Consider the following 20,415-nt stretch of genomic DNA (forward strand, 5'->3'; position numbering starts at 1 on the left):
CGGTCCCGCCGCTGGATCAGTCGGCGGGTGGGTTGAGCTTGGCTTCCAGCTCGGCAACCTTGGCTTCCAGTGCCTCCAGGCGCGCGCGGGTGCGGGCCAATACCACCATCTGGCTGTCGAACTCCTCGCGGCTGACCAGCTCGAGCTTGCTGAAGCCGCTCTGCAGCAGGGCCTTGAACTGGGCCTCCAGCTCCGCGCGCGGTAGCGGGCTGTCGCCGCTGAACAGGCGCGAGGCGTGGCTACTGAGGGTGTCGAGCAGGGCTTTGGGCGGCAGCATGGGCGGGTTCCGAGTACAGACGGCGGGCAGTGTAGCACGTGGTCGGCGGCGGGACGTCGTCCCGTCAGCTGCACGATTTTTGCGCACGGTCGGCGCGCATGGCGCACCAATCTTGTGCGTAAGTGCCGCCGCGGCCTCGCCCCGGTTGCATCAGGCTGCAGGTAAAACCCTGAATCGCGGCGCTTTTATGGGAGCTGGCAAGCTTTCTGCTTAGGGCCTAGCGACTCATGCACCGATGCAGTACCGGTGCGTCGGACGGAGCGGGGGAGTGTTTCGTCGGGAGCGGTTGGTGGGTATCGGCCACGCCAGGCTGGGCGGTCGGTGCATTACAAAAGCCAGACACTGCGCTTAGACTTGAGCCGGGTTCGCAATTCCTGGGGCAAGTCCACCTTACACGGGAGAAAGTTTCATGAAGCTAGTCACTGCCATCATCAAGCCGTTCAAGTTGGACGATGTGCGCGAGTCGCTGTCGGAGATCGGCGTGCAGGGCATTACCGTCACCGAGGTCAAGGGCTTCGGCCGCCAGAAGGGTCACACCGAGCTGTATCGCGGCGCCGAGTACGTGGTCGACTTCCTGCCCAAGGTGAAGATCGACGTGGCCATCGCCGACGATCAGCTCGATCGCGTCATCGAGGCCATCACCAAGGCGGCCAACACCGGCAAGATCGGCGACGGCAAGATCTTCGTGGTCAATCTGGAACAGGCGATCCGCATCCGTACCGGCGAAACCGATACCGACGCGATCTAAAACCTCCGAACCCCACGCCCCAGGAGTAAACCCATGACTCTGCGAACTTTCGCAGGGCTAGGAGCCCTTTTGCCCTCGATTGGCGGTCCCGCGCCGCTGTCGACGACGAATGCCGGAGTCGGCGAAGTCCTCGCCGCCCCGCTGTGCCTGACCCTCGCAGGTTTCGCGCTCCGTGATGGGAACACCTGGTCGCCTTGCGGCGCAGGGGGTTCAGCGATCCAGATCGAGCGTGGCAACTACCTGTAAAGCATACGGAACGCGTCCGGAGCCAACCCGGGCGTCTTAACCGAACAGCGCACAATAAGCGCCGGCAAGAGGTGAAAAATGGACAACACAGCATTGACTGCATTGCAGTACGGCTTCGATACCTTCTACTTTCTGATCTGCGGTGCCCTGGTGATGTGGATGGCGGCAGGCTTCGCCATGCTCGAATCCGGCCTGGTCCGCGCCAAGAACACCACCGAGATCCTCACCAAGAACATCGCCCTGTACGCGGTGGCCAGCGTGATGTACCTGGTGATCGGCTACCACATCATGTACTCCAGCCCGGAAGGCGGCATCCTGCCGAGCCTGGGCTTTTTGATCGGCGACGAGAACAGCGTCGACTCGGTACTCGCCGGTGGCGACGATGCGCCTTACTACTCGGCCCGTTCCGACTTCTTCTTCCAGGTGGTGTTCGCCGCGACCTGCATGTCGATCGTCTCCGGTGCGGTGGCCGAGCGCATGAAGCTGTGGGCCTTCCTCGCCTTCGCCGTGGTTATGACCGGTTTCATCTACCCGGTTCAGGGTTTCTGGAAGTGGGGCTCGGGCTTCCTCAACGAAGCCGGCTTCCTCGACTTCGCCGGCTCCGGCGTGGTGCACATGGCCGGCGCTTCGGCGGCCCTGGCTGGCGTGCTGCTGCTCGGTGCGCGTAAGGGCAAGTACGGCGCGGGTGGCCAGGTCAATGCCATCCCCGGCTGCAACCTGCCGCTGGCCACCCTCGGCACCTTCATCCTGTGGATGGGCTGGTTCGGCTTCAACGGCGGCTCGCAGCTGAAGATGAGCACCATCGAAGATGCCAACGCCGTGGCCCAGGTGTTCGTCAACACCAACATGGCCGCCGCCGGTGGCCTGATCGCGGCGATGATCGTGGCGCGCATCCTGTTCGGCAAGTCCGACCTGACCATGGCGCTGAACGGCGCCCTGGCCGGCCTGGTGGCCATCACCGCCGAACCCCTGACCCCGAGCGGTCTGCAGGCGACCCTGATCGGCGGCGTCGGCGGCGTGCTGGTGGTGTTCTCCATCCTCGGCCTGGACAAGCTGAAGATCGACGACCCGGTCGGCGCCATCTCGGTGCACGGCGTGGTCGGTATCTGGGGCCTGCTGGCAGTGTGCCTGACCAACGGCGACGCCACCCTGGGCGCCCAGCTGCTGGGTATCGCCAGCATCTTCGCCTGGGTCTTCGGCGCCAGCCTGATCGTCTGGAGCATCATCAAGGCGGTGATCGGCCTGCGCGTCAGCGAAGAGGAAGAGTACGAGGGCGTGGATATCGCCGAGTGCGGTATGGAGGCCTACCCGGAATTCACCAACAAGTGATTTTCCCGGTAATCGCAAAGGGCGCCTTCGGGCGCCCTTTGTTTTTTCTGACGGCGCGCTAGAATGCGCGCGCTGAAGCCATCGGGAGCGAGAGTCGGATGTGGCAGCAACGCACCGTCAGCCTGCGTCCGCGCAGTCGCGGTTTCCACCTGGTGACCGACGAACTGCTGGCCGCCTTGCCGGAACTGGCGCAGCTGCGCGTCGGTCTGTTGCATCTGTGGCTGCAGCACACCTCGGCGTCGTTGAGCGTCAACGAGAACGCCGACCCCGCGGTGCGCCGCGATTTCGAGCGTTTCTTCAACCGCCTGGTGCCGCAGGGCGAGGGCGGCTACGAACACGACGACGAAGGCCCGGACGACCTGCCGGCGCACTTCAAGGCCAGCCTGCTGGGCTGTCAGTTGCTGCTGCCGATACAGAACGGGCGCCTGGCGCTGGGCAGCTGGCAGGGCATCTACCTCGGCGAGCACCGCGACCATGGCGGCGCCCGGCGGGTGCTGGCGACCTGGCAAGGCGAGGTCATTTGAATTTTTTCCGGTCGGGCAGTGAAGCCTGCGCGACTGGGCTATAACTAACCTGCTTTTCGCAAGTCATGAGGTTGAACATGAGCGACGAAGACCTGGAACAAGACGACCTGGAAGGGGCCGACGAGGACGACGGTGAGGAGCTGGCGGCTGCCGACGACGGCGACAGCGGCGACGAGGGCGACGGCGAAGTCGTAGCCGGCGGCAAGAAGAGCAAGGCCAAGGCCGTCGAAGTCGACGAGCTGCCGAGCATCGAAGCCAAGCAGAAAGAGCGCGACGCGTTGGCCAAGGCGATGGAAGATTTCCTCGCCCGTGGCGGCAAGGTGCAGGAGGTGGAGCCCAACGTGGTCGCCGACCCGCCCAAGAAGCCCGACAGCAAATATGGCAGCCGCCCTATCTGAGGACGGCACGCTGCACGAAACCCGCCCCTGTGGCGGGTTTTTTGTGCCCGGCCCGGGCTACGGCTTACCAGCTAGCGAGCAGCGCCGGCAGTTCGGCCAGGCTGGCGATCTGCGCGTCCGGCGTGGTCTCGGCCTGCCAGCTCAGCCCCTGCGGGTTGAACCAGATCGCACGCAGGCCGGCAGCCTGGGCGCCGGCGATATCGTCGCTGGGGTGGTCGCCGATATGCACCGCCCGCTCGGCCGCCACCCCGGCGCGCCTGAGCGCCTCGCGGAAGGGTTTGGGGTCGGGCTTGCCCACCCCCAGCTCCTCGGCGCAGAGGGCGAAGCGGAAGTATTCCGATAGCCCCAGGCGGCGCACGTCGGCGTTGCCGTTGGTGATCACACCGAGCTGGTAACGCTCGGCCAGGGCTTCCAGCGTGGGGTGCACCTCGGCGAACAGTTCGACCTGGTGGCGCGCGTTGAGAAACACCTGGAACCCCGCCTCGGCCAGCGCCAGGGCTTCGCCATGGCTGTAGCCGGCGCCTTCCAGGGCATGCAGGAGGATGCGCCGGCGCAGTTCGCTGAGGCGGTGCTTGAGCATCGGCTCGGCGCTCAGCAGGCCGCTGCGGATCTGCCACAGGTGTTCCACCGGCACCGCGCCCAGGCGCGGCGCGTGCATCGCCAGCCAGTTGCGCAGGGCGGCCTCGGCGTCCTGCATCACCGGGGTCACGTCCCACAGGGTGTCGTCGAGGTCGAAGGTGATCAGCTCAATGCTCATGCGGAACCGCCTTTGCGCTTGGCGCGCGGATGGGCCTGGTCGTAGACCTTGGCCAGGTGCTGGAAGTCCAGGTGGGTGTAGATCTGCGTGGTGGCGATATCGGCGTGGCCGAGCAGCTCCTGCACCGCGCGCAGGTCCTGCGACGACTCCAGCATATGGCTGGCGAAGCTGTGGCGCAGCATGTGCGGGTGCAGGTGCTGGCCCAGCTCGCGCACGCCGGCCTGGCGCACCCGCAGCTGCACCGCGCGAGCGCCGAGGCGGCGGCCCTGCTGGCTGACGAACACCGCGCCGTCGCCGGGATTCGCCAGTTTGCGCAGCGCCAGCCACTGCTCCAGCGCCTGGCGCGCCATACGGCCGACCGGCAGCTCGCGCACCTTGTTGCCCTTGCCGCGCACCCGCACCAGGCCGGCGGCCAGGTCGAGGCCGTCGAGATCCAGGCCGACCAGCTCGGACAGGCGCAGGCCGGAGGAATAGAACAGCTCGAGCATGGCCTGGTCGCGGCGGGCGATGAAGTCGTCCTCCACCGCGCCGTCGAGCAGCTGGGCGCTGCGGTCGGCATCGAGGGTGCGCGGCAGGCGCCGTTCGCGCTTGGGCGGGCTGAGGCCGGCGGCCGGGTCGTGACGGCACAGGCCTTCGCGCAGCAGGTACTGGTACAGGCCGCGGGTGGCCGAGAGCAGGCGCGCCAGGCTGCGGCTGGCCAGGCCCTGCTGGTGCAGGCGAGCGACCAGGCGGCGCAGCTCGCGGGTATCCAGCGCGGCCCAGTCGGCCAACCCCTCCGCCTCGCAGAAGGCCTGCACCTTGCCGAGGTCGCGGCGATAGCCGTCGAGGGTGTGCAGCGACACCTGGCGCTCGCGACGCAGGTATTCGAGGTAGGCGTCAAGGTCAGCTGCAAGCTTCAAGCTTCAAGCCTCGTAGGATGGGTTCGCGGCGCCAGACACTAGAGTTGAGGGCGTGGCGCCACTCGCGCGGCGCGTAACCATCGGGTGATCTATCGAGCCATGATGGATAGTGCGCCGCTCAACCCATCCGACGACAGTCGTTAGCGTACCGAGCGCAGCGGCGTGGCGAAGCCGGGCAGCACGCGCGCCAGCACTTCGGCGATATAGCCGAGGAACAGGGTGCCGAGCGAGCTCTTGTAGTGTTGCGGATCGACACTGCCGATGGCCAGCACGCCGTGCAGCCCCTGATGGCTGAGCGAAACCACGGCGGCCGAGCCGACCCGGGCAGCGTCGTCCTTGCCGAACAGGAACTCCAGCTCGTGCGGACGCAACACGCCGCAGACGGTCTTGCCACCGCTGAGCAGGCCGCCGATCTGCGCATGCGCTTCGGCCAGGGTGGCCGAGCGGCCTACCGGCAGCTTGTTGTCGCTGAACAGGATCAGGCCGACGAAGGGTACCTGAAACTCGTGGCGCAGGCTGTCTTCCACCGCGCCGACCACCTCTTCCAGGCTGCCGGCGTCGAGCAGGTCGAGCACCAGGCGGCGGGTCTTGTCGAACAGGCGGTCGTTGTCGCGCGCCACGTCCATCAGCTGGCCGAGGCGGTGGCGCATCTCGATGTTGCGTTCGCGCAGCAGCTTGACCTGGCGTTCGACCAGCGACACGGCGTTGCCGGGCTGGTGCGGAATACGCAGCTCGGGAATGAGTTCTTCATGGTCGATGAAGAACTCCGGATGCAGGCGCAGGTAGGCGGCGACCGTTTCCGAGTCGAGCGGCTTGGGGCAATCCTGCTGGTCTGTCATAGGCGAACCTGTCCTTCGTATACGCGCGCAGCGGGCCCGGTCATCATAACCGGCTGCCCTTCGCCTGCCCACTCGATGGACAGCTTGCCGCCCGGCAGTTCCAGCTGCAGCGGCGAATCCATCCAGCCCTGGCGGATCGCCGCGACCGCCGCGGCGCAGGCGCCGGTGCCGCAGGCCAGGGTCTCGCCGGCGCCGCGTTCCCACACGCGCAGGCGCGCATGCTGGCGGTCCTGCACTTGGAGGAAGCCGACGTTGACCCGCTGCGGGAAGCGCGGGTGATGTTCCAGCTTCGGCCCCAGCTCACGCACCGGCGCGTCGTCGACGCTGTCGACGCGCAGCACGGCGTGCGGGTTGCCCATGGACAATGCGGCCAGCTCGACCGTCTCGCCGTCCACCTCGACCTTGTAGCTCAGCGCCGCCTGTTCGGCCTGGAACGGCACCTGCGCCGGCTCCAGGCGCGGCGCGCCCATGTTGACGCAGACCTGGCCGTCGTTCTGTACACGCAGCTCGATCACGCCGCTCTTGGTCTCGACGCGGATCACCTTCTTGGTGGTCAGGCGCTTGTCCAGCACGAAGCGGGCGAAGCAGCGCGCGCCGTTGCCGCACTGCTCCACTTCCGAGCCGTCGGAGTTGAAGATGCGATAACGGAAGTCGACGTCCGGGTGGCTCGGCGGCTCGACGATCAGCAACTGATCGAAGCCGACGCCGGTGTGGCGGTCGCCCCATTGCTTGGCGTGCTTGGGCTGCACGTGGGCGTGCTGACTGATCAGGTCGAGGACCATGAAGTCGTTGCCCAGGCCGTGCATCTTGGTAAAGCGCAATAGCATGGCGTCGCCCTCAGGCCGGCAGCAGGCTTTCGCCGGCATAGAGCTCTTGGACGGTCTCGCGCCGACGCACTTCATAGGCCTGCTCGCCATCCACCAGCACCTCGGCGGCGCGGCCGCGGGTGTTGTAGTTGGAGCTCATGACGAAGCCGTAGGCACCGGCCGAACGCACCGCCAGCAGGTCGCCTTCGGCCAGCACCAGATGGCGATCCTTGGCGAGGAAGTCGCCAGTCTCGCAGATCGGCCCGACCAGGTCGTAGTTGCGCGGCTCACCGGCGCGCGGCTGCACCGGCGAGACGTCCATCCAGGCCTGGTACAGCGCCGGGCGAATCAGGTCGTTCATCGCCGCATCGACGATGGCGAAGTCCTTGTGCTCGGTGTGCTTGAGGTATTCCACCTGGGTCAGCAGCACGCCGGCATTGGCCACGATGAAACGGCCCGGCTCGAACACCAGGGCCAGGTCGCGGCCCTTGATGCGCTCGCGCACGGCCTTGATGTAGTCGCCGGCCAGCGGCGGCTGCTCGTCGCGGTACTGCACGCCGAGGCCGCCGCCCAGGTCCAGGTGACGGATGTGGATGCCGCGGTCGGCCAGCTTGTCGACCAGCAGCAGCAGGCGATCCAGGGCATCGAGGAAGGGCTCGAGGGTGGTCAGCTGCGAGCCGATATGGCAATCGACACCGATCACTTCCAGGTTCGCCAGTTCGGCGGCTCGGGCGTAGACCGCCTCGGCCTGCTCGATGTCGATGCCGAACTTGTTTTCCTTGAGGCCGGTGGAGATGTAGGGGTGAGTGCCGGCGTCCACGTCCGGGTTGACCCGCAACGAGACCGGCGCCTTGACGCCCAGTTCGGACGCCACCTTGTGCAGGCGTTCCAGCTCGACGCTGGATTCGACGTTGAAGCAGTGCACGCCCACTTCCAGGGCGCGGCGCATGTCGTCGCGGCTCTTGCCGACGCCGGAGAAGACGATGCGGCTGGGTTCGCCGCCGGCGGCCAGGACGCGCTCCAGCTCACCGCTGGAGACGATGTCGAAACCGGCGCCGAGGCGCGCCAGCACGTTCAGCACGCCGAGGTTGGAGTTGGCCTTGACGGCGAAGCAGACCAGGTGCGGCAGGCCGGCCAGGGCATCGGCATAGGCGCGGTACTGCGCCTCGATATGGGCGCGCGAGTAAACGTAGGTCGGTGTGCCGAAGCGCTGGGCCAGCGCGGACAGGGCGACACCTTCCGCGAACAGCTCGCCGTCGCGGTAGGTAAAGGCTTCCATGGGGTGCTCCTTCAGAGTTCGAAACGGTCTCGGCTGTTACCGGCGTTTTCGTCGCCCGGCAGGTACAGCGGGCCTTTCTGTCCGCAGCCGGCCAGCAGGCAGACGGCGGCGAGGAGCGCGAGGGTCAGTCGCTTCATGGGGCGGTCCTTGAAATAAGCGTGAATTGCGCCGGAGTATACCGACCCCCCGCCCCCTTGCCTATGCGCCAGGCGCCCGCCTGGCGGGGGCTGGCTCAATCTGCGCGTGGCCCTGGCGCCAGCGTGCGCGGCGTTTGCCGACGCCTGGGTTAGCATGGGGCAAGCCCAAGGAGCCTCGATGGACAATCCCGCCCCACTGGCCAGTTCGGTCTCGGTCGCCTACCTGCAGGGCCTGGTCGATCACCTGCAACGCCAGGGCATAGCCCCTGCGGCGCTGCTCGCCCATGCCCAGCTGGCCCCCGAAGTGCTCGGTCAGCGCGACCAGCGCATCGCCGCCAGTGCCTACCTGAGCCTGCTCGGCGAAGGCGTGCGGCTGAGCGGTGACGACTGCCTCGGCCTGCACCTGGGCGAGGCGGTGCGGCCCGGCTACTACGGAGTGCTTGGCTACCTGATCATGAGCTGCGCGACCCTGGCCGATGCCCTGCATCGCCAGGCGCGTTATGCCGCCCTGGTCGGCAACCTGGGCCTGGTCGGCCTCGACGACGAGCCGGCGCGCCCCGGTGGCGAGCCATTGGTGGCGCACAGCTGGCAGCCGCTGCTGGCGCAGCAGCAACGGCAGCTCAGCGAGGAGACCCTGGCCGGTTGGGTCAGCTTCGGCCGCTGGATCAGCGGCCTGGACATCCCGCCCAGCGAGGTGCGCTTCCAGCACCCGGCGCCGGCCGATACCTCCGAGCACGAGCGGATCTTCCGGTGCCCGGTGCTGTTCGGCCAGGCCGACAACGCCCTGGTGTTCCCCAAGCGCCTGCTGGCGGTGCCGCTGGGCCAGGCCGACGCCCAGGTGCGGCTGATGCTCGACGCCTACGCCGACCGCCTGCTCGGCGAGTTGCGCCAGGGTCACAGCGTGCTGGATCGGGCGCGGCTGGAGCTGGCGCGCCAGCTGCCCGAGCAGGGGCCGGATCTGGAGGCCATCGCCAGCGCCCTGGCGCTCAGCCCGCGTACCCTGCAGCGGCGCCTGCGCGAAGGCGGCCTGTCGTTCAGTCAGCTGGTCGACGAGACGCGCCAGCAACTGGCGCTGCACTACCTGCGCGACCCGGCGCTGGGGCTGGCGGAAATCGCCTTTCTGGTCGGCTTCAGCGAGCCCGGTTCGCTGGCGCGCGCCTTTCGCCGCTGGACGGGAGCGAGTCCGGGCGAGTACCGTCGCCACCTTCTCGGCTAGGCCGGCTACCCCGGTCTGGCGTTTTCGCCTATTTTTCTGCAGTCGCTGCACCTTGTGAGGACACCCCGATGAGCCTGAGCGAAGCCCGCTTCCACGACCTGGTCGATGCCACCCAGCAGGCGGTGGAAGACATCTTTGACGACAGCGGTCTGGACGTCGACCTGGAGAACAGCGGCGGCGTGCTCACCGTGCGTTTCGACAACGGCAGCCAGCTGATCTTCAGCCGTCAGGAGCCGATCCGTCAGCTGTGGCTGGCGGCGCGTTCCGGCGGTTTCCACTTCGACTTCGACGAAGCCAGCGAGCGCTGGATCTGCGACAGCAGCGACGAGCAGCTGGGCGAGATGCTGGTGCGTATCACCCTCGAGCAGTGCGGCACCGAGCTGGAGTTCGATGAGCTCTGAGCCCGGCTCGCGCGACACCGCGCCGCTGGCCTCGCCCTGCCGACGCCAGTGTTGCCTGGACGGCGGCGACGTCTGCCTCGGCTGCGGTCGCACCCTGCAGGACATCCTCGACTGGGGCGCGGCCGACGACGCCCGGCGCCGGCAGATCTGCCGCGAGGCCGAACAGCGCCTGCGCCAGCGCAAGGCGGCGCCCTGACCGGGCGGTCTTGTTTATTTGCCCGGCTGTGTTAGGGTCGGCCTAAGGTTTCGCAAAACCCCGCCTTCGGGCGGGGTTTTGCTTTTTCTGCGCCCAGCACGAGGAGTCAGGCCGCCATCATGAGCAACACGCCCGCTATCACCATTACCCGTCTCGACCTGCAGCGCCTCGAGCGTCTGCTCGACAGCCTGGAGGATTTCGGCCCCGGCGCCACCGCGCTGCAGGCCGAGCTGGATCGTGCCGAGGTGGTCGGGCACGACGAGGTGCCGGCCGGCGTGGTGACCATGAACTCGCGCGTGCACTGCCGCGAGGAGAGCAGCGGCAAGGATTACCACCTGACCCTGGTCTACCCGCAGGACGCCGGCGGCGAGGGCACCGTCAGCATCCTCGCGCCGATCGGCTGCGCCCTGCTCGGCCTGTCCGTCGGCCAGCATATCGACTGGCCGGCGCCTGGCGGCAAACTGCTCAAGCTGACCCTGCTGGCGGTGGAATACCAGCCGGAGGCCGCGGGCGAATACGTTCGCTGAGTGGCCGCTGCGCGGGGCGCTGGACTAGAGTATGAGCTTGTCCGGCAAGGAGGCCCTGCGATGCCCAGTCTGCCCCTCTATTTCCCCCAAGGTTTCCAGTTGTCCCGCGCCCTGGGCTGCGCCCAGCTGGTGGTCGCGGCCTACGATCAGTACCAGCAGTGGCAGGCCCAGGGCCGGCCGCGACGGGCACAGGATTTCCACTGGCAAGCGCCGGCGCTGCCGGGCTGGCGTTTTTCCGCGGTGGTGTGGAGCAGCCTCACCGAGTTCTGGATATTCGACGAGGCGGAGCCTTTCGGTTTCGCCGCCTGCGATCCGCGGGGCGACTGCTACCTGGTGTTCCGCGGCACCGAGTCGGTGCAGGACTGGCTCGACGACCTCGACCTGGACCAGCGGGCCTACCCCTGGCAGGCCGGCGTCGGTCAGGTGCATGACGGTTTCCTCACGCTCTATGCTTCGCTGCGCGACCAGGCCCTGCAGGCACTCGACGACCTGCAGCCGAGTCAGGCGCTATGGCTCTGCGGGCATAGCCTGGGCTGCGCACTGAGCAGCCTGGCGGTGCCCGATCTGCGCCTGCGCTGGCCCTCGCTGCCGCTGCAGCACTACAACTTCGCCAGTCCGCGCCTGGCCGCACCGGCCTTTGCCGCCTACTACAACGGTCTGGACGTACCCACCTATCGCCTGGTCAACGACAGCGACCTGGTGCCCGAGGTGCCGCCCGCGGTCAGCGACCGCTGGCTGTACCAGCACCTGGGCCTGGCGGTGAGCTTCACTGCCAGCTACGGCGGTGTAGCCGACAACCACAGCCTGGCCGACTGCTATCTCTACGCCCTGCTCCATCCCCAGGCGCCGATGCGCGACTGAGGGCTCTCAGGCCTGCTGCAGCGCCGCGTTCAGTGCATCCTCCAGTTCGCTCTTGTAGCGCAGGTAGTGCACGGTCTGCGCCTGCTGGCTGGCGAGCAGGGCGGACAGGTCGAGGTCGGTGATGTAGCAGGGGTAGCGCTCGCCGCCGGCGCGCTGGGCGAGGATATGCCGGGCCACGGCGCGGTACAGCTCGCGGCCGTACTCCAGCTCGGAAAACTCGCGGTGGTTGCAGTACAGGGTGACGTGCGGCTGGCGGCCGTCGCCCGGTTCGAGGATCGCCTGCACGTCGTAGAACGGGTGGCTGACCGGCGCCTGCGGCGGCGGCCGGCGCTCCAGGCGCTGGGCGCGAAGCGGCGCGGCGGGCAGCAGCTGGTAGTAGAGGATTTCCAGCGCCGGCCCGGCATCGCCACTGTCCAGCGGCAGCATGGCGTTGCGCCGGTACAGCAGCGACTGCAGGAAGCGCTGCAGCGGGGTGAGCAGGCTCTGTTCGTCGCGAAACGGCAGGCGCCGGCGCCACAGCGCGTTGTGTTCGTCGAGCAGGGTCAGCTCGGCGTCGCCGGTGCTCTCGTGCAGGCGATAGAACAGCTGGATGCACTGCGGCCGGCCCATCGGCAGGATCAGCGCCAGGTCATCGCCGTCCAGCGCGTGGCGGTCCAGGTGCAGCGGGCTGTACAGCTCCTGCTCGCCGCCGAGGTGGTCGAGCAGCGCCGGCAAATCGCCCAGCACGGCATGGCTGACCTGGCCCGGGGTCAGCTGCAGCACGTGGTAGTGCTGGCGGATCTGCACCAGGTAGCGCGCCTGGCGGCCCTCGGCGTAGGTGGCGAGCAGGTCGCGCAGCAGCTCCTCGACCCGCTCGGCGATGGCCGTCGCGCGGTTGCGGCAGAAGCAGCGCACCTGCACCTGGGGCTGCGCGCCGTCCGACGGCAGGCTGTTGAGCAGGTCGCGCAGGCAGTCGAGCAGGGCGTCGGCGCCGTCGTAGCGGCTGACCTGCAACTCGTTCCAGCTGTTGAGCACGATCTGGTCGAGGGTCAGTACCAGGTTCTCGCGCACCCCGGAATAACCCAGGGCGTCGGTGCGCCCGCTGGTCATGTGCACGTTCATCTGGCTGTGCTGCGGCAGCGGGTCGACGCCGACGTTGACCAGCAGCAGCACCTGGCTGGGGCGGCTGGCGCGCAGCAGGGCGGCCTCCGCCACGCTGGGCAGCGGCAGGGGGAAGGCCTGCTGCAGGCTGGCGATCAGGTTGGACAGCTCGAACTCGCTGAGATCGCTGTTGCCCGGGTGCAGCGACAGCCGCGTGCTGGCGTCGATCACGCCGTTGCGGTGGCACCAGGCGAGCAGTTCGATCAGCTCGCGGGCGCGCTTCAGCGGGGCGAAGTCGGGCCATTCCTGGGTGCCCAGGCTGCCGTTGAACAGCGCCCACTGATGTTCCTCGGGCGATTCCGGGCTGGGGTGGCGCACCAGGGTCAGGGTGTCCTCGGCCAGGTCCGGGGCGATGCCCGGGTTGATGAACTCGACCTTGCCGGCCTTGCGCTCGAAGGCGGCGTACAGGCGTCGGCCCAGTACGTTGAGGTCGCGGTTGTTCAGCGAGCTGCCGGTCTGTGCGCTGCGGGCGAACTGGGAGAGGAAGCGGTAGCTGTAGGTCAGTTCGTTGACCAGCACGCGCCGCTCGGCGCCGACCTGGCGCACCTTCCACTGGCTGCGGCTGTCGAGCAGGCTGAGCTGGCGCGCATCCCAGCCCCACTCGCCGGTCAGGCGTTCGAGCAGCAGGCGCTGCCAGCTCTTGGTGCGGCCGCGGGTCGGCGGCCGGCTGATCTTCTTGTTCACCTTCAGGTACAGGCAGCGGCGAATCAGCTCCAGGCGCTCGCGGTCGCCGCGGGCGCCGAGGTACTCCTCCAGGCGCCGGTAGACGACGATATAGGGGTCGAGCTCGTCGAGGTCGAGGCGGCCCTCGAACACCGCCTGCTTGAAGCGCAGCGACAGGCACTCGACCCTGGGGTGCTCGCTGGCGTAGACCTCGGTGAGCAGCAGCTTGAGCACCGACTTGTAGGGCGACTCGATGCCCTTGTACAGCTGCCACATGCCGGCGCCGATGAACTCCTCCGGCGGGATGTGCGCCAGGTGGCCGAGGTCGAGCACGTCCTCGGCGCGCACGAAGCGCTTGCTCAGCAGGGTGCGGCAGTAGTCGTGGTAGCGCGGCTCTTCGTAGACCGGCACCAGCCACCAGATCGGCGTGCGTCCGCCGAGCCAGATCGCCGTGCGGTAGAACTCGTCGAGCAGCAGGTAGTGCTGGGTGGTGCCGCAGTCGTCGGAGCTCAGCTGCGCCTCGCGCGCGCCCTGGGCGAAGCGCTGCGGGTCGACCAGGAACAGGTGCACCTCGGCGCCCTGGGTGGCGGCCCAGCTTTCCAGTTGGTCGCACTTCTTGCGCAGGTCCTGCAGTTCCCGGGTGCTGAGGATCGGCGCGTGGCACAGCCACAGGTCCATGTCGCTCTGCTCGGCCTGCGCCACGGTGCCCAGGCTGCCCATCAGGAACAGGCCGTGCAGCGGCGCGGCGCCCTGGCCGCGGCGCGGCTTGTAGACGAAGGAGCGGGTCAGACGCTGGACTTCGGCGAGCACCTCGTCGTCCGGCTCGAAGCCGCTCAGGCCGGCCGGCGTGTTGGCGCAGACATAGCCCGGCAGCAGCGGGTGGTTGACGTGCAGCAGCAGCGGCAGCAATTTGAGCACCAGCTGCTGGCGCGTCGACAGACCCTGCCTCGCGCGCTGCAGGCGGCCCTGGTTGATCTGCAGAAAGCGCGCGCGCAGCTGCGCCAGCACCTTGCGGTCGATGCCGTCGTCGATGTCCGGGCGAATTTCCAGGGTGCGCGTCATGCTCGAGCTCTACGGGGAATGGTGCAAGCCTATCAGCGGCGCGCATCCACTGCAGTGCCTGACGCTATATCGCCCGCCGGGGCCGATAGTGTAGGGCGGCGGGCGAAGGATCTTGCTTAAGCGGGCGTCTTGCTGGTGCTGAGAATGGTCAGCAGGCACTGCGCGTGTTCGGCGGCATCGATGCCCAGGCTGGTCAGATAGCCACCGTCGGCCTGGCTGACCAGGCCCTTCTCATGCAGGCGGGTGATGGCGCCCTGGGCCTTGAACGAGGCGTTGTTGTGCACCTTGAGCCCCTCCTGGTGATTGTCCAGGTTGTACAGGGCGAGGATTTCCAGCTCGTCGATCAGTTCGGGGGTAAAGGATTTCATGGCGACTCCGCTCTTGTTGTTATTAGGCCGACGCGACTGCCGGGCTTGGGTCTATGCAGTGTAGTGAGGGATTTGCGCGCTTGCCTGTGCGACCTTCGCCGCATTCAGTCCTGCTGCTCGGGCAACTCCGGCAGGGCGCGCAGGGCCTGCTCGTACCAGGCTGAGTCGAACGGGCGGTCGTCGCGCAGCATGGCGTCGACCTCGTGGGCCAGCACCAGGGCCATCAACTGGAGGATTTCCTCACGCGCGTAGCCGACCAGGCTGAGCTTGTTGTACACCGCCTGCGCGGCGGCCGGCTCGCCGGCTTCCAGCTGGTTCTCGATAGCCTGGACCAGGGTGGCTTCGGCGAAGTCTTCTTCGTTGTCGTCGTGGTCGCTCATGCGAGGGATTCTCCGCTAAGTGTTGCGTGCCGCCTGCCTTCTTCCGCTGGAGAAAAGGCAGGCCCGTTGCGCTGCTCGTTCAGCGTGCTGCCAGCAGCTCGCGGCCACGCACCACAGCGGCGCGCACCTGGTTCGGCGCGGTGCCGCCGATATGGTCGCGGGCATTGACCGAGCCTTCCAGGGTCAGCACGGCGAACACGTCCTGCTCGATCTCGCCGCTGAACTGGCGCAGCTCGTCCAGGCTCATCTCGGCCAGGTCCTTGCCGCTGTCCACGCCGTATTTCACCGCGTGGCCGACGATCTCGTGGCAGTCGCGGAACGGCAGGCCCTTGCGCACCAGGTAGTCGGCCAGGTCGGTGGCGGTGGAGAAGCCGCGCAGCGCCGCCTCGCGCATGATCGCGCGCTTGGGTTTGATCGCCGGGACCATGTCGGCGAAGGCGCGCAGGCTGTCGCGCAGGGTGTCGGCGGCGTCGAACAGCGGTTCCTTGTCTTCCTGGTTGTCCTTGTTGTAGGCCAGCGGCTGGCCTTTCATCAGGGTCAGCAGGCCCATCAGCGCGCCGAACACCCGGCCGCTCTTGCCGCGTACCAGCTCCGGTACGTCGGGGTTTTTCTTCTGCGGCATGATCGAGCTGCCGGTGCAGAAACGGTCCGGCAGGTCGATGAACTGGAACTGGGCGCTGGTCCACAGCACCAGCTCTTCGGAGAAGCGCGACAGGTGCATCATCGCCAGGGAGGCGGCGGCGCAGAATTCGATGGCGAAGTCGCGATCCGACACGCCGTCCAGGGAGTTGCCGCCAACGGCGTCGAAACCCAGCAACTGTGCGGTGATCTCGCGCTGGATCGGGTAGGTGGTGCCGGCCAGCGCGGCGCTGCCCAGGGGCATGCGGTTGGTGCGCTTGCGGCAGTCCACCAGGCGCTCGTAGTCGCGCGACAGCATCTCGAACCAGGCCAGCAGGTGGTGGCCGAAGGTCACCGGCTGGGCGGTCTGCAGGTGGGTGAAGCCGGGCATGATGGTGTCCGCCTCGGCTTCGGCCAGACCCAGCAGGCCCTGCTGCAGGCGGGTGATCTCGGCGAGGATCAGGTCGATCTCGTCGCGCAGCCATAGGCGGATGTCGGTGGCCACCTGGTCGTTGCGCGAGCGCCCGGTGTGCAGCTTCTTGCCGGTGACGCCGATGCGGTCGGTCAGGCGCGCCTCGATATTCATGTGCACGTCTTCCAGGTCGACGCGCCAGTCGAAGCTGCCGGCCTCGATCTCGGCCTGGATCTGCTTCAGGCCGTCGATGATGGCGTCGCGCTCGGCATCGGTGAGCACGCCGACCTTGGCCAGCATGCTGGCGTGGGCGATGGAACCCATGATGTCGTGGCGATACAGGCGCTTGTCGAATTCGACCGAGGCGGTGAAGCGGGCGACGAAGGCGTCGACGGGCTCGCTGAAGCGGCCGCCCCAGGATTGGTTGGTTTTTTCGCTGCTCATGGCACGTGCTCTGGTTCGGGCTCTGGATCGGGCGGGCCGCGTGCGGCGGCCGGCATGGCGGACAAAGTGCGCCGATAATAACAGGGTCGGCGGCCCTTTCGCCGCGCTGCGTTTGCCGCCCGGCAGGCGTCGGCGCTGTCGGCTGCTTCACAATTTTGTCGCGGCGGCGGCATTTCGGTGCTTTATTTTGCCCGGCCGGAGCCGTCTGGCTTGCCGGCTCGCCGGGCGACACGGAAACTGCGTCGATGCCAAAACAAGTCCCTGCCAAGAACAACCACAACGCGTCTGCCGACGACTTCTTCGTTCCCGAACTGTGCCAGCCGGAAGCGCTGCTGAGCATGGTGCTGCTGGCCGAGCTGCTGGTGCTGGTGCTGGTGCTGTCCGAGCCGATGCTGCCCGGCTTCGACTGGGTGCGCCTGGCGCTGACCTCGCTGTTCGTGCAGTGGATCGTGCTGCTTTCGGCGGCGCTGCTGTGCCGCCTGCGGCCGCTGCTGGCGCGCCTGCGTCCGGCGCTGGCCGGCGGCCTGTGCTGCGCCCTGGTGGTGCTGCTGACCCTGGGCTGCACGGCGGTGGCCGACTACTACGAGCTGGGCGGGCCGCTGCCACGCAGCGGCGAGGTCAACCTTTATCTGCGCCATGCATTGATCGGCCTGATCATGTCCGCGCTGCTGCTACGCTATTTCTACCTGCAGAGCCAATGGCGGCGGCAGGAGCAGGCCGAGCTGCGTGCGCGCATCGAATCGCTGCAGGCGCGCATCCGCCCGCATTTTCTGTTCAACAGCCTGAACAGCATCGCCAGCCTGGTGGCGGTCGACCCGCTCAAGGCCGAACAGGCGGTGCTGGATCTGTCCGACCTGTTTCGCGCCAGTCTGGCCAAGCCCGGCAGTCTGGTGCCCTGGAAGGAGGAACTGGAACTGGCGAAACGATATCTGTCGATCGAGCACTATCGGCTCGGCGAACGGCTACAGTTGCAGTGGGAGGTCGAGGGTGTGCCGGAGGATCTGCCGATTCCCCAGCTGACCCTGCAACCGCTGTTGGAAAATGCGTTGATCTACGGCATTCAGCCGCGCATCGAGGGCGGCTTGGTGCGGATCGAGGCGGACTACCAGGATGGTGTGTTCAGCTTGTGTGTCAGCAATCCGTATGAAGAGCGGGGCGAGCAGCACCCGTCGCGGGGAACGCACCAAGCGCTGAGCAATATCGACGCGCGCCTGGCGGCACTTTTCGGGCCGCGCGCCAGTCTCAGCGTGGAGCGCCGTGACGGCCGCCATTACAGCTGTCTACGCTATCCTTGTGCGAGACTCACGCAGGAAGCCAGAGCAATATGAATGTCCTGATCGTCGACGACGAACCCCTCGCCCGCGAGCGCCTCAGCCGCATGGTCGGCGAACTCGAGGGCTACCGGGTCCTGGAGCCCGCCGCCAGCAATGGCGAGGAGGCCCTGACCCTGATTGACAGTCTCAAGCCGGACGTGGTCCTGCTGGATATCCGCATGCCCGGGCTGGACGGTCTGCAGGTCGCCGCCAAGCTGTGCGAGCGCGAGGCGCCGCCGGCGGTGATCTTCTGCACGGCGCACGATGAATTCGCCCTGGAAGCCTTCCAGGTCAGCGCGGTCGGCTACCTGGTCAAGCCGGTGCGCGCCGAGAGCCTCAGCGAGGCGCTGAAGAAGGCCGAGCGGCCCAACCGGGTGCAGCTGGCGGCGCTGACCCGGCCGGCCGCCGAGAGCGGCAGCGGCCCGCGCAGCCATATCAGCGCGCGCACGCGCAAGGGCATCGAGCTGATCCCGCTGGATCACGTGGTCTATTTCATCGCCGATCACAAGTACGTGACCCTGCGCCACGAGGGTGGCGAGGTGCTGCTGGACGAGCCGCTGAAGGCCTTGGAAGACGAGTTCGGCGAGCGCTTCGTGCGCATCCACCGCAACGCCCTGGTCGCCCGCGAGCGCATCGAGCGCCTGCAGCGCACGCCGCTGGGGCACTTCCAGCTGTTCCTCAAGGGGCTGGAGGGCGATTCGCTGGTGGTCAGCCGGCGCCATGTGGCCGGGGTGCGCAAGCTGATGCAGTCGCTGTAGCGCCGGGTGCCGGCTGCGGCCGATAGCCGCCACCCATCAGCTGGCGCCGGGCGAGCCTGTTATGATTCGCGGCAATCCGTTTTCTGGAATTTGCCCCATGTCCCGCGAAATCCGTATCGCCACCCGTAAGAGTGCCCTGGCCCTGTGGCAGGCCGAGCACGTCAAAGCCCGTCTCGAAGCGGCCCACCCTGGCCTCAAGGTCAGCCTGGTGCCCATGGTCAGCCGCGGCGACAAACTGCTCGACGCGCCGCTGGCGAAGATCGGCGGCAAGGGCCTGTTCGTCAAGGAGCTGGAAACCGCGCTGCTGGAGAACCAGGCCGACATCGCCGTGCACTCGATGAAGGACGTGCCGATGGACTTCCCCGAAGGCCTGGGCCTGTACTGCATCTGCGAGCGCGAAGACCCGCGCGACGCCTTCGTTTCCAACCGCTACGCCAGCCTCGATGCGCTGCCGGCCGGCGCCGTGGTCGGCACCTCCAGCCTGCGCCGCCAGGCCCAGCTGCTGGCGCGCCGGCCGGACCTGAAGATCCAGTTCCTGCGCGGCAACGTCAACACCCGCCTGGCCAAGCTGGATGCCGGCGAGTACGACGCCATCATTCTCGCCGCCGCCGGGCTGATCCGCCTCGGCTTCGAGGAGCGCATCCGCAGCTCACTCAGCGCCGAGGACAGCCTGCCGGCCGGCGGCCAGGGCGCCGTCGGCATCGAGTGCCGCAGCGCCGACGCCGAGATCCACGCCCTGCTGGCGCCGTTGCACCACCGCGAGACCGCGCTGCGGGTCACCGCCGAGCGTGCGCTGAACAAGCGCCTCAACGGCGGCTGCCAGGTGCCCATCGCTTGTTACGCCCTGCTCGAAGGCGAGCAGCTGTGGCTGCGCGGCCTGGTCGGCCAGCCCGATGGCGGCCAGCTGCTGCGCGCCGAGGCGCGTGCCGCCGCCGCCGATGCCGAAGCGCTCGGCGTGCGGGTGGCCGAAGCGCTGCTGGCGCAGGGCGCCGAGGCCATCCTCAAGGCGGTCTACGGCGAGGCCGGCCATCCGTGAGCGCCTGGCGCCTGCTGCTGACGCGGCCGGCCGAGGAGTGCGCGGCGTTGGCGCAGACCCTGGCCGAGCGCGGCATCGCCAGTCACAGCCTGCCGTTGCTGGTCATCGAGCCGCTGGCGGAAACGCCCGCGCAGCGCGCCGCCACCCTCGAGCTGGCGCACTACAGCGCGGTGATCGCGGTGAGCAAGCCGGCCGCGCGCCTGGGCCTGGCCCTGCTTGAACGCCACCGCGTGCCGGCGCCGGCCGAGCAGCCCTGGTTCGCGGTCGGCGCGGCGACCGCCGCGGTGCTCGCCGAGCATGGCCTCAACGCCCACTGCCCGGACGACGGCGACGACAGCGAGGCGCTGCTGGCCCTGCCGCGCCTGCAGCAGGCGCTCGCCGCCGCGCCGGCGCCGCGGGTGCTGATCCTGCGCGGCGAGGGTGGCCGAGAATTCCTCGCCGAACGCTTGCGCGGCCAAGGTGCGACGGTCGACTATCTGCCACTGTACCGCCGCCTGCTGCCCAGCTACGCGCCGGGCGAACTGGCCGCACGGGTGCGTGCGGAACGCCTGAACGCCCTGGTGGTCAGCAGTGGGCAGGGGCTCGAACACCTGATCGAACTGGCCGCTGCCGACTGGCCCGAACTGGCTCGGCTACCCTTGTTCCTGCCCAGCCCGCGGGTCGCCGAGCAGGCACGCCGCGCGGGTGCACAGATCGTTGTGGATTGTCGCGGCGCCAGCGCCGCGGCCTTGCTGGCAGCGCTGGAACGATACCCGGCCGCTGCCCTCTAGAAAGGATGGAT

Annotated in this window: 24 protein-coding genes; 13 read left to right on the plus strand and 11 right to left on the minus strand. The window is 68.0% G+C overall.

Going from position 1 to position 20,415, the window contains the following annotated elements:
- Positions 1-16: 16 nt before the first annotated feature.
- Positions 17-277, minus strand: coding sequence for an accessory factor UbiK family protein (locus AC1G9C_RS01075; RefSeq protein ID WP_037052746.1), 261 nt, complete (start codon positions 275-277; stop codon positions 17-19).
- A gap of 409 nt (positions 278-686) precedes the next feature.
- Here AC1G9C_RS01075 and glnK point away from each other — a divergent pair, with 409 nt between their 5' ends.
- The 4 genes from glnK (at position 687) to sutA (ending at position 3,522) form a co-directional block, all read left to right on the plus strand.
- A complete protein-coding gene (gene glnK, locus AC1G9C_RS01080) occupies positions 687-1,025 on the plus strand; it encodes a P-II family nitrogen regulator (RefSeq protein ID WP_003096476.1) in 339 nt (112 codons plus the stop codon).
- Between the two features lie 324 nt (positions 1,026-1,349).
- Positions 1,350-2,600, plus strand: a complete 1,251-nt coding sequence (locus tag AC1G9C_RS01085; protein ID WP_480409229.1) for an ammonium transporter — start codon at positions 1,350-1,352, stop codon at positions 2,598-2,600.
- A gap of 98 nt (positions 2,601-2,698) precedes the next feature.
- Positions 2,699-3,124: a secondary thiamine-phosphate synthase enzyme YjbQ gene (locus AC1G9C_RS01090; RefSeq protein WP_480409230.1), complete on the plus strand. Its 426-nt coding sequence runs from the start codon at positions 2,699-2,701 to the stop codon at positions 3,122-3,124.
- 77 nt (positions 3,125-3,201) lie between these two features.
- Complete coding sequence (gene sutA, locus AC1G9C_RS01095) at positions 3,202-3,522, plus strand: transcriptional regulator SutA (protein WP_021444673.1); 321 nt, start codon at positions 3,202-3,204, stop codon at positions 3,520-3,522.
- 64 nt (positions 3,523-3,586) lie between these two features.
- Here sutA and AC1G9C_RS01100 read toward each other — a convergent pair whose 3' ends face one another.
- From AC1G9C_RS01100 to lptM, 6 genes are all read right to left on the minus strand, one after another.
- Positions 3,587-4,279 carry an HAD family hydrolase gene (locus tag AC1G9C_RS01100; protein WP_480409231.1) on the minus strand — a complete coding sequence of 231 codons (693 nt, stop codon included), beginning with the start codon at positions 4,277-4,279 and terminating at the stop codon, positions 3,587-3,589.
- Entirely contained in the window at positions 4,276-5,178 is a 903-nt protein-coding gene (gene xerC / locus AC1G9C_RS01105; protein WP_122109447.1) for a tyrosine recombinase XerC, read from the minus strand. The genes AC1G9C_RS01100 and xerC overlap by 4 nt, the downstream gene beginning before the upstream one ends.
- Before the next feature lie 140 nt (positions 5,179-5,318).
- Entirely contained in the window at positions 5,319-6,017 is a 699-nt protein-coding gene (locus tag AC1G9C_RS01110; RefSeq protein ID WP_021443486.1) for a DUF484 family protein, read from the minus strand.
- Positions 6,014-6,844 (minus strand): diaminopimelate epimerase, encoded by an 831-nt coding sequence (gene dapF, locus AC1G9C_RS01115; RefSeq protein ID WP_031302963.1) that lies wholly within the window; start codon positions 6,842-6,844, stop codon positions 6,014-6,016. Before dapF ends, AC1G9C_RS01110 begins: the two co-directional genes overlap by 4 nt.
- A 10-nt stretch (positions 6,845-6,854) precedes the next feature.
- Entirely contained in the window at positions 6,855-8,102 is a 1,248-nt protein-coding gene (gene lysA / locus AC1G9C_RS01120) for a diaminopimelate decarboxylase (RefSeq protein ID WP_480409232.1), read from the minus strand.
- An 11-nt stretch (positions 8,103-8,113) separates the two neighbouring features.
- A complete protein-coding gene (gene lptM / locus AC1G9C_RS01125) occupies positions 8,114-8,239 on the minus strand; it encodes an LPS translocon maturation chaperone LptM (protein ID WP_003242379.1) in 126 nt (41 codons plus the stop codon).
- A gap of 178 nt (positions 8,240-8,417) precedes the next feature.
- Between lptM and AC1G9C_RS01130 the strand changes: the two genes are divergently transcribed.
- The 5 genes from AC1G9C_RS01130 (at position 8,418) to AC1G9C_RS01150 (ending at position 11,440) form a co-directional block, all read left to right on the plus strand.
- Positions 8,418-9,455 (plus strand): AraC family transcriptional regulator, encoded by a 1,038-nt coding sequence (locus AC1G9C_RS01130; RefSeq protein WP_480409233.1) that lies wholly within the window; start codon positions 8,418-8,420, stop codon positions 9,453-9,455.
- A gap of 68 nt (positions 9,456-9,523) precedes the next feature.
- Positions 9,524-9,856, plus strand: coding sequence for an iron donor protein CyaY (gene cyaY / locus AC1G9C_RS01135; protein ID WP_021443482.1), 333 nt, complete (start codon positions 9,524-9,526; stop codon positions 9,854-9,856).
- Positions 9,846-10,052: a DUF1289 domain-containing protein gene (locus tag AC1G9C_RS01140; RefSeq protein ID WP_122109444.1), complete on the plus strand. Its 207-nt coding sequence runs from the start codon at positions 9,846-9,848 to the stop codon at positions 10,050-10,052. The genes cyaY and AC1G9C_RS01140 overlap by 11 nt, the downstream gene beginning before the upstream one ends.
- Before the next feature lie 119 nt (positions 10,053-10,171).
- Entirely contained in the window at positions 10,172-10,579 is a 408-nt protein-coding gene (gene rnk / locus AC1G9C_RS01145; RefSeq protein ID WP_021443480.1) for a nucleoside diphosphate kinase regulator, read from the plus strand.
- Between the two features lie 60 nt (positions 10,580-10,639).
- A complete protein-coding gene (locus AC1G9C_RS01150; protein WP_480409234.1) occupies positions 10,640-11,440 on the plus strand; it encodes a lipase family protein in 801 nt (266 codons plus the stop codon).
- 6 nt (positions 11,441-11,446) lie between these two features.
- Here the strand turns inward: AC1G9C_RS01150 and AC1G9C_RS01155 are convergent, their stop codons facing one another.
- From AC1G9C_RS01155 to argH, 4 genes are all read right to left on the minus strand, one after another.
- Positions 11,447-14,305: a class I adenylate cyclase gene (locus AC1G9C_RS01155; protein ID WP_480409235.1), complete on the minus strand. Its 2,859-nt coding sequence runs from the start codon at positions 14,303-14,305 to the stop codon at positions 11,447-11,449.
- Positions 14,306-14,421: 116 nt separating this feature from the next.
- Entirely contained in the window at positions 14,422-14,673 is a 252-nt protein-coding gene (locus AC1G9C_RS01160; protein WP_480409236.1) for a TIGR02647 family protein, read from the minus strand.
- A gap of 104 nt (positions 14,674-14,777) precedes the next feature.
- Positions 14,778-15,053, minus strand: coding sequence for a hypothetical protein (locus AC1G9C_RS01165; RefSeq protein WP_480409237.1), 276 nt, complete (start codon positions 15,051-15,053; stop codon positions 14,778-14,780).
- A 79-nt stretch (positions 15,054-15,132) separates the two neighbouring features.
- Positions 15,133-16,527: an argininosuccinate lyase gene (gene argH / locus AC1G9C_RS01170; protein ID WP_480409238.1), complete on the minus strand. Its 1,395-nt coding sequence runs from the start codon at positions 16,525-16,527 to the stop codon at positions 15,133-15,135.
- A 245-nt stretch (positions 16,528-16,772) separates the two neighbouring features.
- Between argH and AC1G9C_RS01175 the strand changes: the two genes are divergently transcribed.
- From AC1G9C_RS01175 to AC1G9C_RS01190, 4 genes are all read left to right on the plus strand, one after another.
- Positions 16,773-17,855, plus strand: coding sequence for a sensor histidine kinase (locus tag AC1G9C_RS01175; protein WP_021443295.1), 1,083 nt, complete (start codon positions 16,773-16,775; stop codon positions 17,853-17,855).
- Positions 17,852-18,598 (plus strand): LytR/AlgR family response regulator transcription factor, encoded by a 747-nt coding sequence (locus tag AC1G9C_RS01180; RefSeq protein WP_021443294.1) that lies wholly within the window; start codon positions 17,852-17,854, stop codon positions 18,596-18,598. The genes AC1G9C_RS01175 and AC1G9C_RS01180 overlap by 4 nt, the downstream gene beginning before the upstream one ends.
- Positions 18,599-18,695: 97 nt before the next feature.
- Positions 18,696-19,634, plus strand: a complete 939-nt coding sequence (gene hemC / locus AC1G9C_RS01185; RefSeq protein WP_480409239.1) for a hydroxymethylbilane synthase — start codon at positions 18,696-18,698, stop codon at positions 19,632-19,634.
- Positions 19,631-20,404: a uroporphyrinogen-III synthase gene (locus AC1G9C_RS01190; protein ID WP_480409240.1), complete on the plus strand. Its 774-nt coding sequence runs from the start codon at positions 19,631-19,633 to the stop codon at positions 20,402-20,404. The genes hemC and AC1G9C_RS01190 overlap by 4 nt, the downstream gene beginning before the upstream one ends.
- Positions 20,405-20,415: the final 11 nt, after the last annotated feature.

Source organism: Pseudomonas sp. ABa2, assembly GCF_056676075.1.

Excerpts from the sequence above, each read along its gene's own strand:
- AC1G9C_RS01090 (WP_480409230.1), top strand. The coding sequence starts at position 2,699 with ATGTGGCAGCAACGCACCGTCAGCCTGCGTCCGCGCAGTCGCGGTTTC.
- AC1G9C_RS01180 (WP_021443294.1), top strand. The coding sequence starts at position 17,852 with ATGAATGTCCTGATCGTCGACGACGAACCCCTCGCCCGCGAGCGCCTC.
- AC1G9C_RS01130 (WP_480409233.1), top strand. The coding sequence starts at position 8,418 with ATGGACAATCCCGCCCCACTGGCCAGTTCGGTCTCGGTCGCCTACCTG.
- AC1G9C_RS01150 (WP_480409234.1), top strand. The coding sequence starts at position 10,640 with ATGCCCAGTCTGCCCCTCTATTTCCCCCAAGGTTTCCAGTTGTCCCGC.
- AC1G9C_RS01160 (WP_480409236.1), bottom strand. The coding sequence starts at position 14,673 with ATGAAATCCTTTACCCCCGAACTGATCGACGAGCTGGAAATCCTCGCC.
- dapF (WP_031302963.1), bottom strand. The coding sequence starts at position 6,844 with ATGCTATTGCGCTTTACCAAGATGCACGGCCTGGGCAACGACTTCATG.
- argH (WP_480409238.1), bottom strand. The coding sequence starts at position 16,527 with ATGAGCAGCGAAAAAACCAACCAATCCTGGGGCGGCCGCTTCAGCGAG.
- lysA (WP_480409232.1), bottom strand. The coding sequence starts at position 8,102 with ATGGAAGCCTTTACCTACCGCGACGGCGAGCTGTTCGCGGAAGGTGTC.
- rnk (WP_021443480.1), top strand. The coding sequence starts at position 10,172 with ATGAGCAACACGCCCGCTATCACCATTACCCGTCTCGACCTGCAGCGC.
- cyaY (WP_021443482.1), top strand. The coding sequence starts at position 9,524 with ATGAGCCTGAGCGAAGCCCGCTTCCACGACCTGGTCGATGCCACCCAG.
- AC1G9C_RS01140 (WP_122109444.1), top strand. The coding sequence starts at position 9,846 with ATGAGCTCTGAGCCCGGCTCGCGCGACACCGCGCCGCTGGCCTCGCCC.
- AC1G9C_RS01100 (WP_480409231.1), bottom strand. The coding sequence starts at position 4,279 with ATGAGCATTGAGCTGATCACCTTCGACCTCGACGACACCCTGTGGGAC.
- AC1G9C_RS01110 (WP_021443486.1), bottom strand. The coding sequence starts at position 6,017 with ATGACAGACCAGCAGGATTGCCCCAAGCCGCTCGACTCGGAAACGGTC.
- sutA (WP_021444673.1), top strand. The coding sequence starts at position 3,202 with ATGAGCGACGAAGACCTGGAACAAGACGACCTGGAAGGGGCCGACGAG.
- AC1G9C_RS01075 (WP_037052746.1), bottom strand. The coding sequence starts at position 277 with ATGCTGCCGCCCAAAGCCCTGCTCGACACCCTCAGTAGCCACGCCTCG.
- AC1G9C_RS01175 (WP_021443295.1), top strand. The coding sequence starts at position 16,773 with ATGCCAAAACAAGTCCCTGCCAAGAACAACCACAACGCGTCTGCCGAC.
- lptM (WP_003242379.1), bottom strand. The coding sequence starts at position 8,239 with ATGAAGCGACTGACCCTCGCGCTCCTCGCCGCCGTCTGCCTGCTGGCC.
- AC1G9C_RS01165 (WP_480409237.1), bottom strand. The coding sequence starts at position 15,053 with ATGAGCGACCACGACGACAACGAAGAAGACTTCGCCGAAGCCACCCTG.
- AC1G9C_RS01085 (WP_480409229.1), top strand. The coding sequence starts at position 1,350 with ATGGACAACACAGCATTGACTGCATTGCAGTACGGCTTCGATACCTTC.
- glnK (WP_003096476.1), top strand. The coding sequence starts at position 687 with ATGAAGCTAGTCACTGCCATCATCAAGCCGTTCAAGTTGGACGATGTG.
- hemC (WP_480409239.1), top strand. The coding sequence starts at position 18,696 with ATGTCCCGCGAAATCCGTATCGCCACCCGTAAGAGTGCCCTGGCCCTG.
- AC1G9C_RS01155 (WP_480409235.1), bottom strand. The coding sequence starts at position 14,305 with ATGACGCGCACCCTGGAAATTCGCCCGGACATCGACGACGGCATCGAC.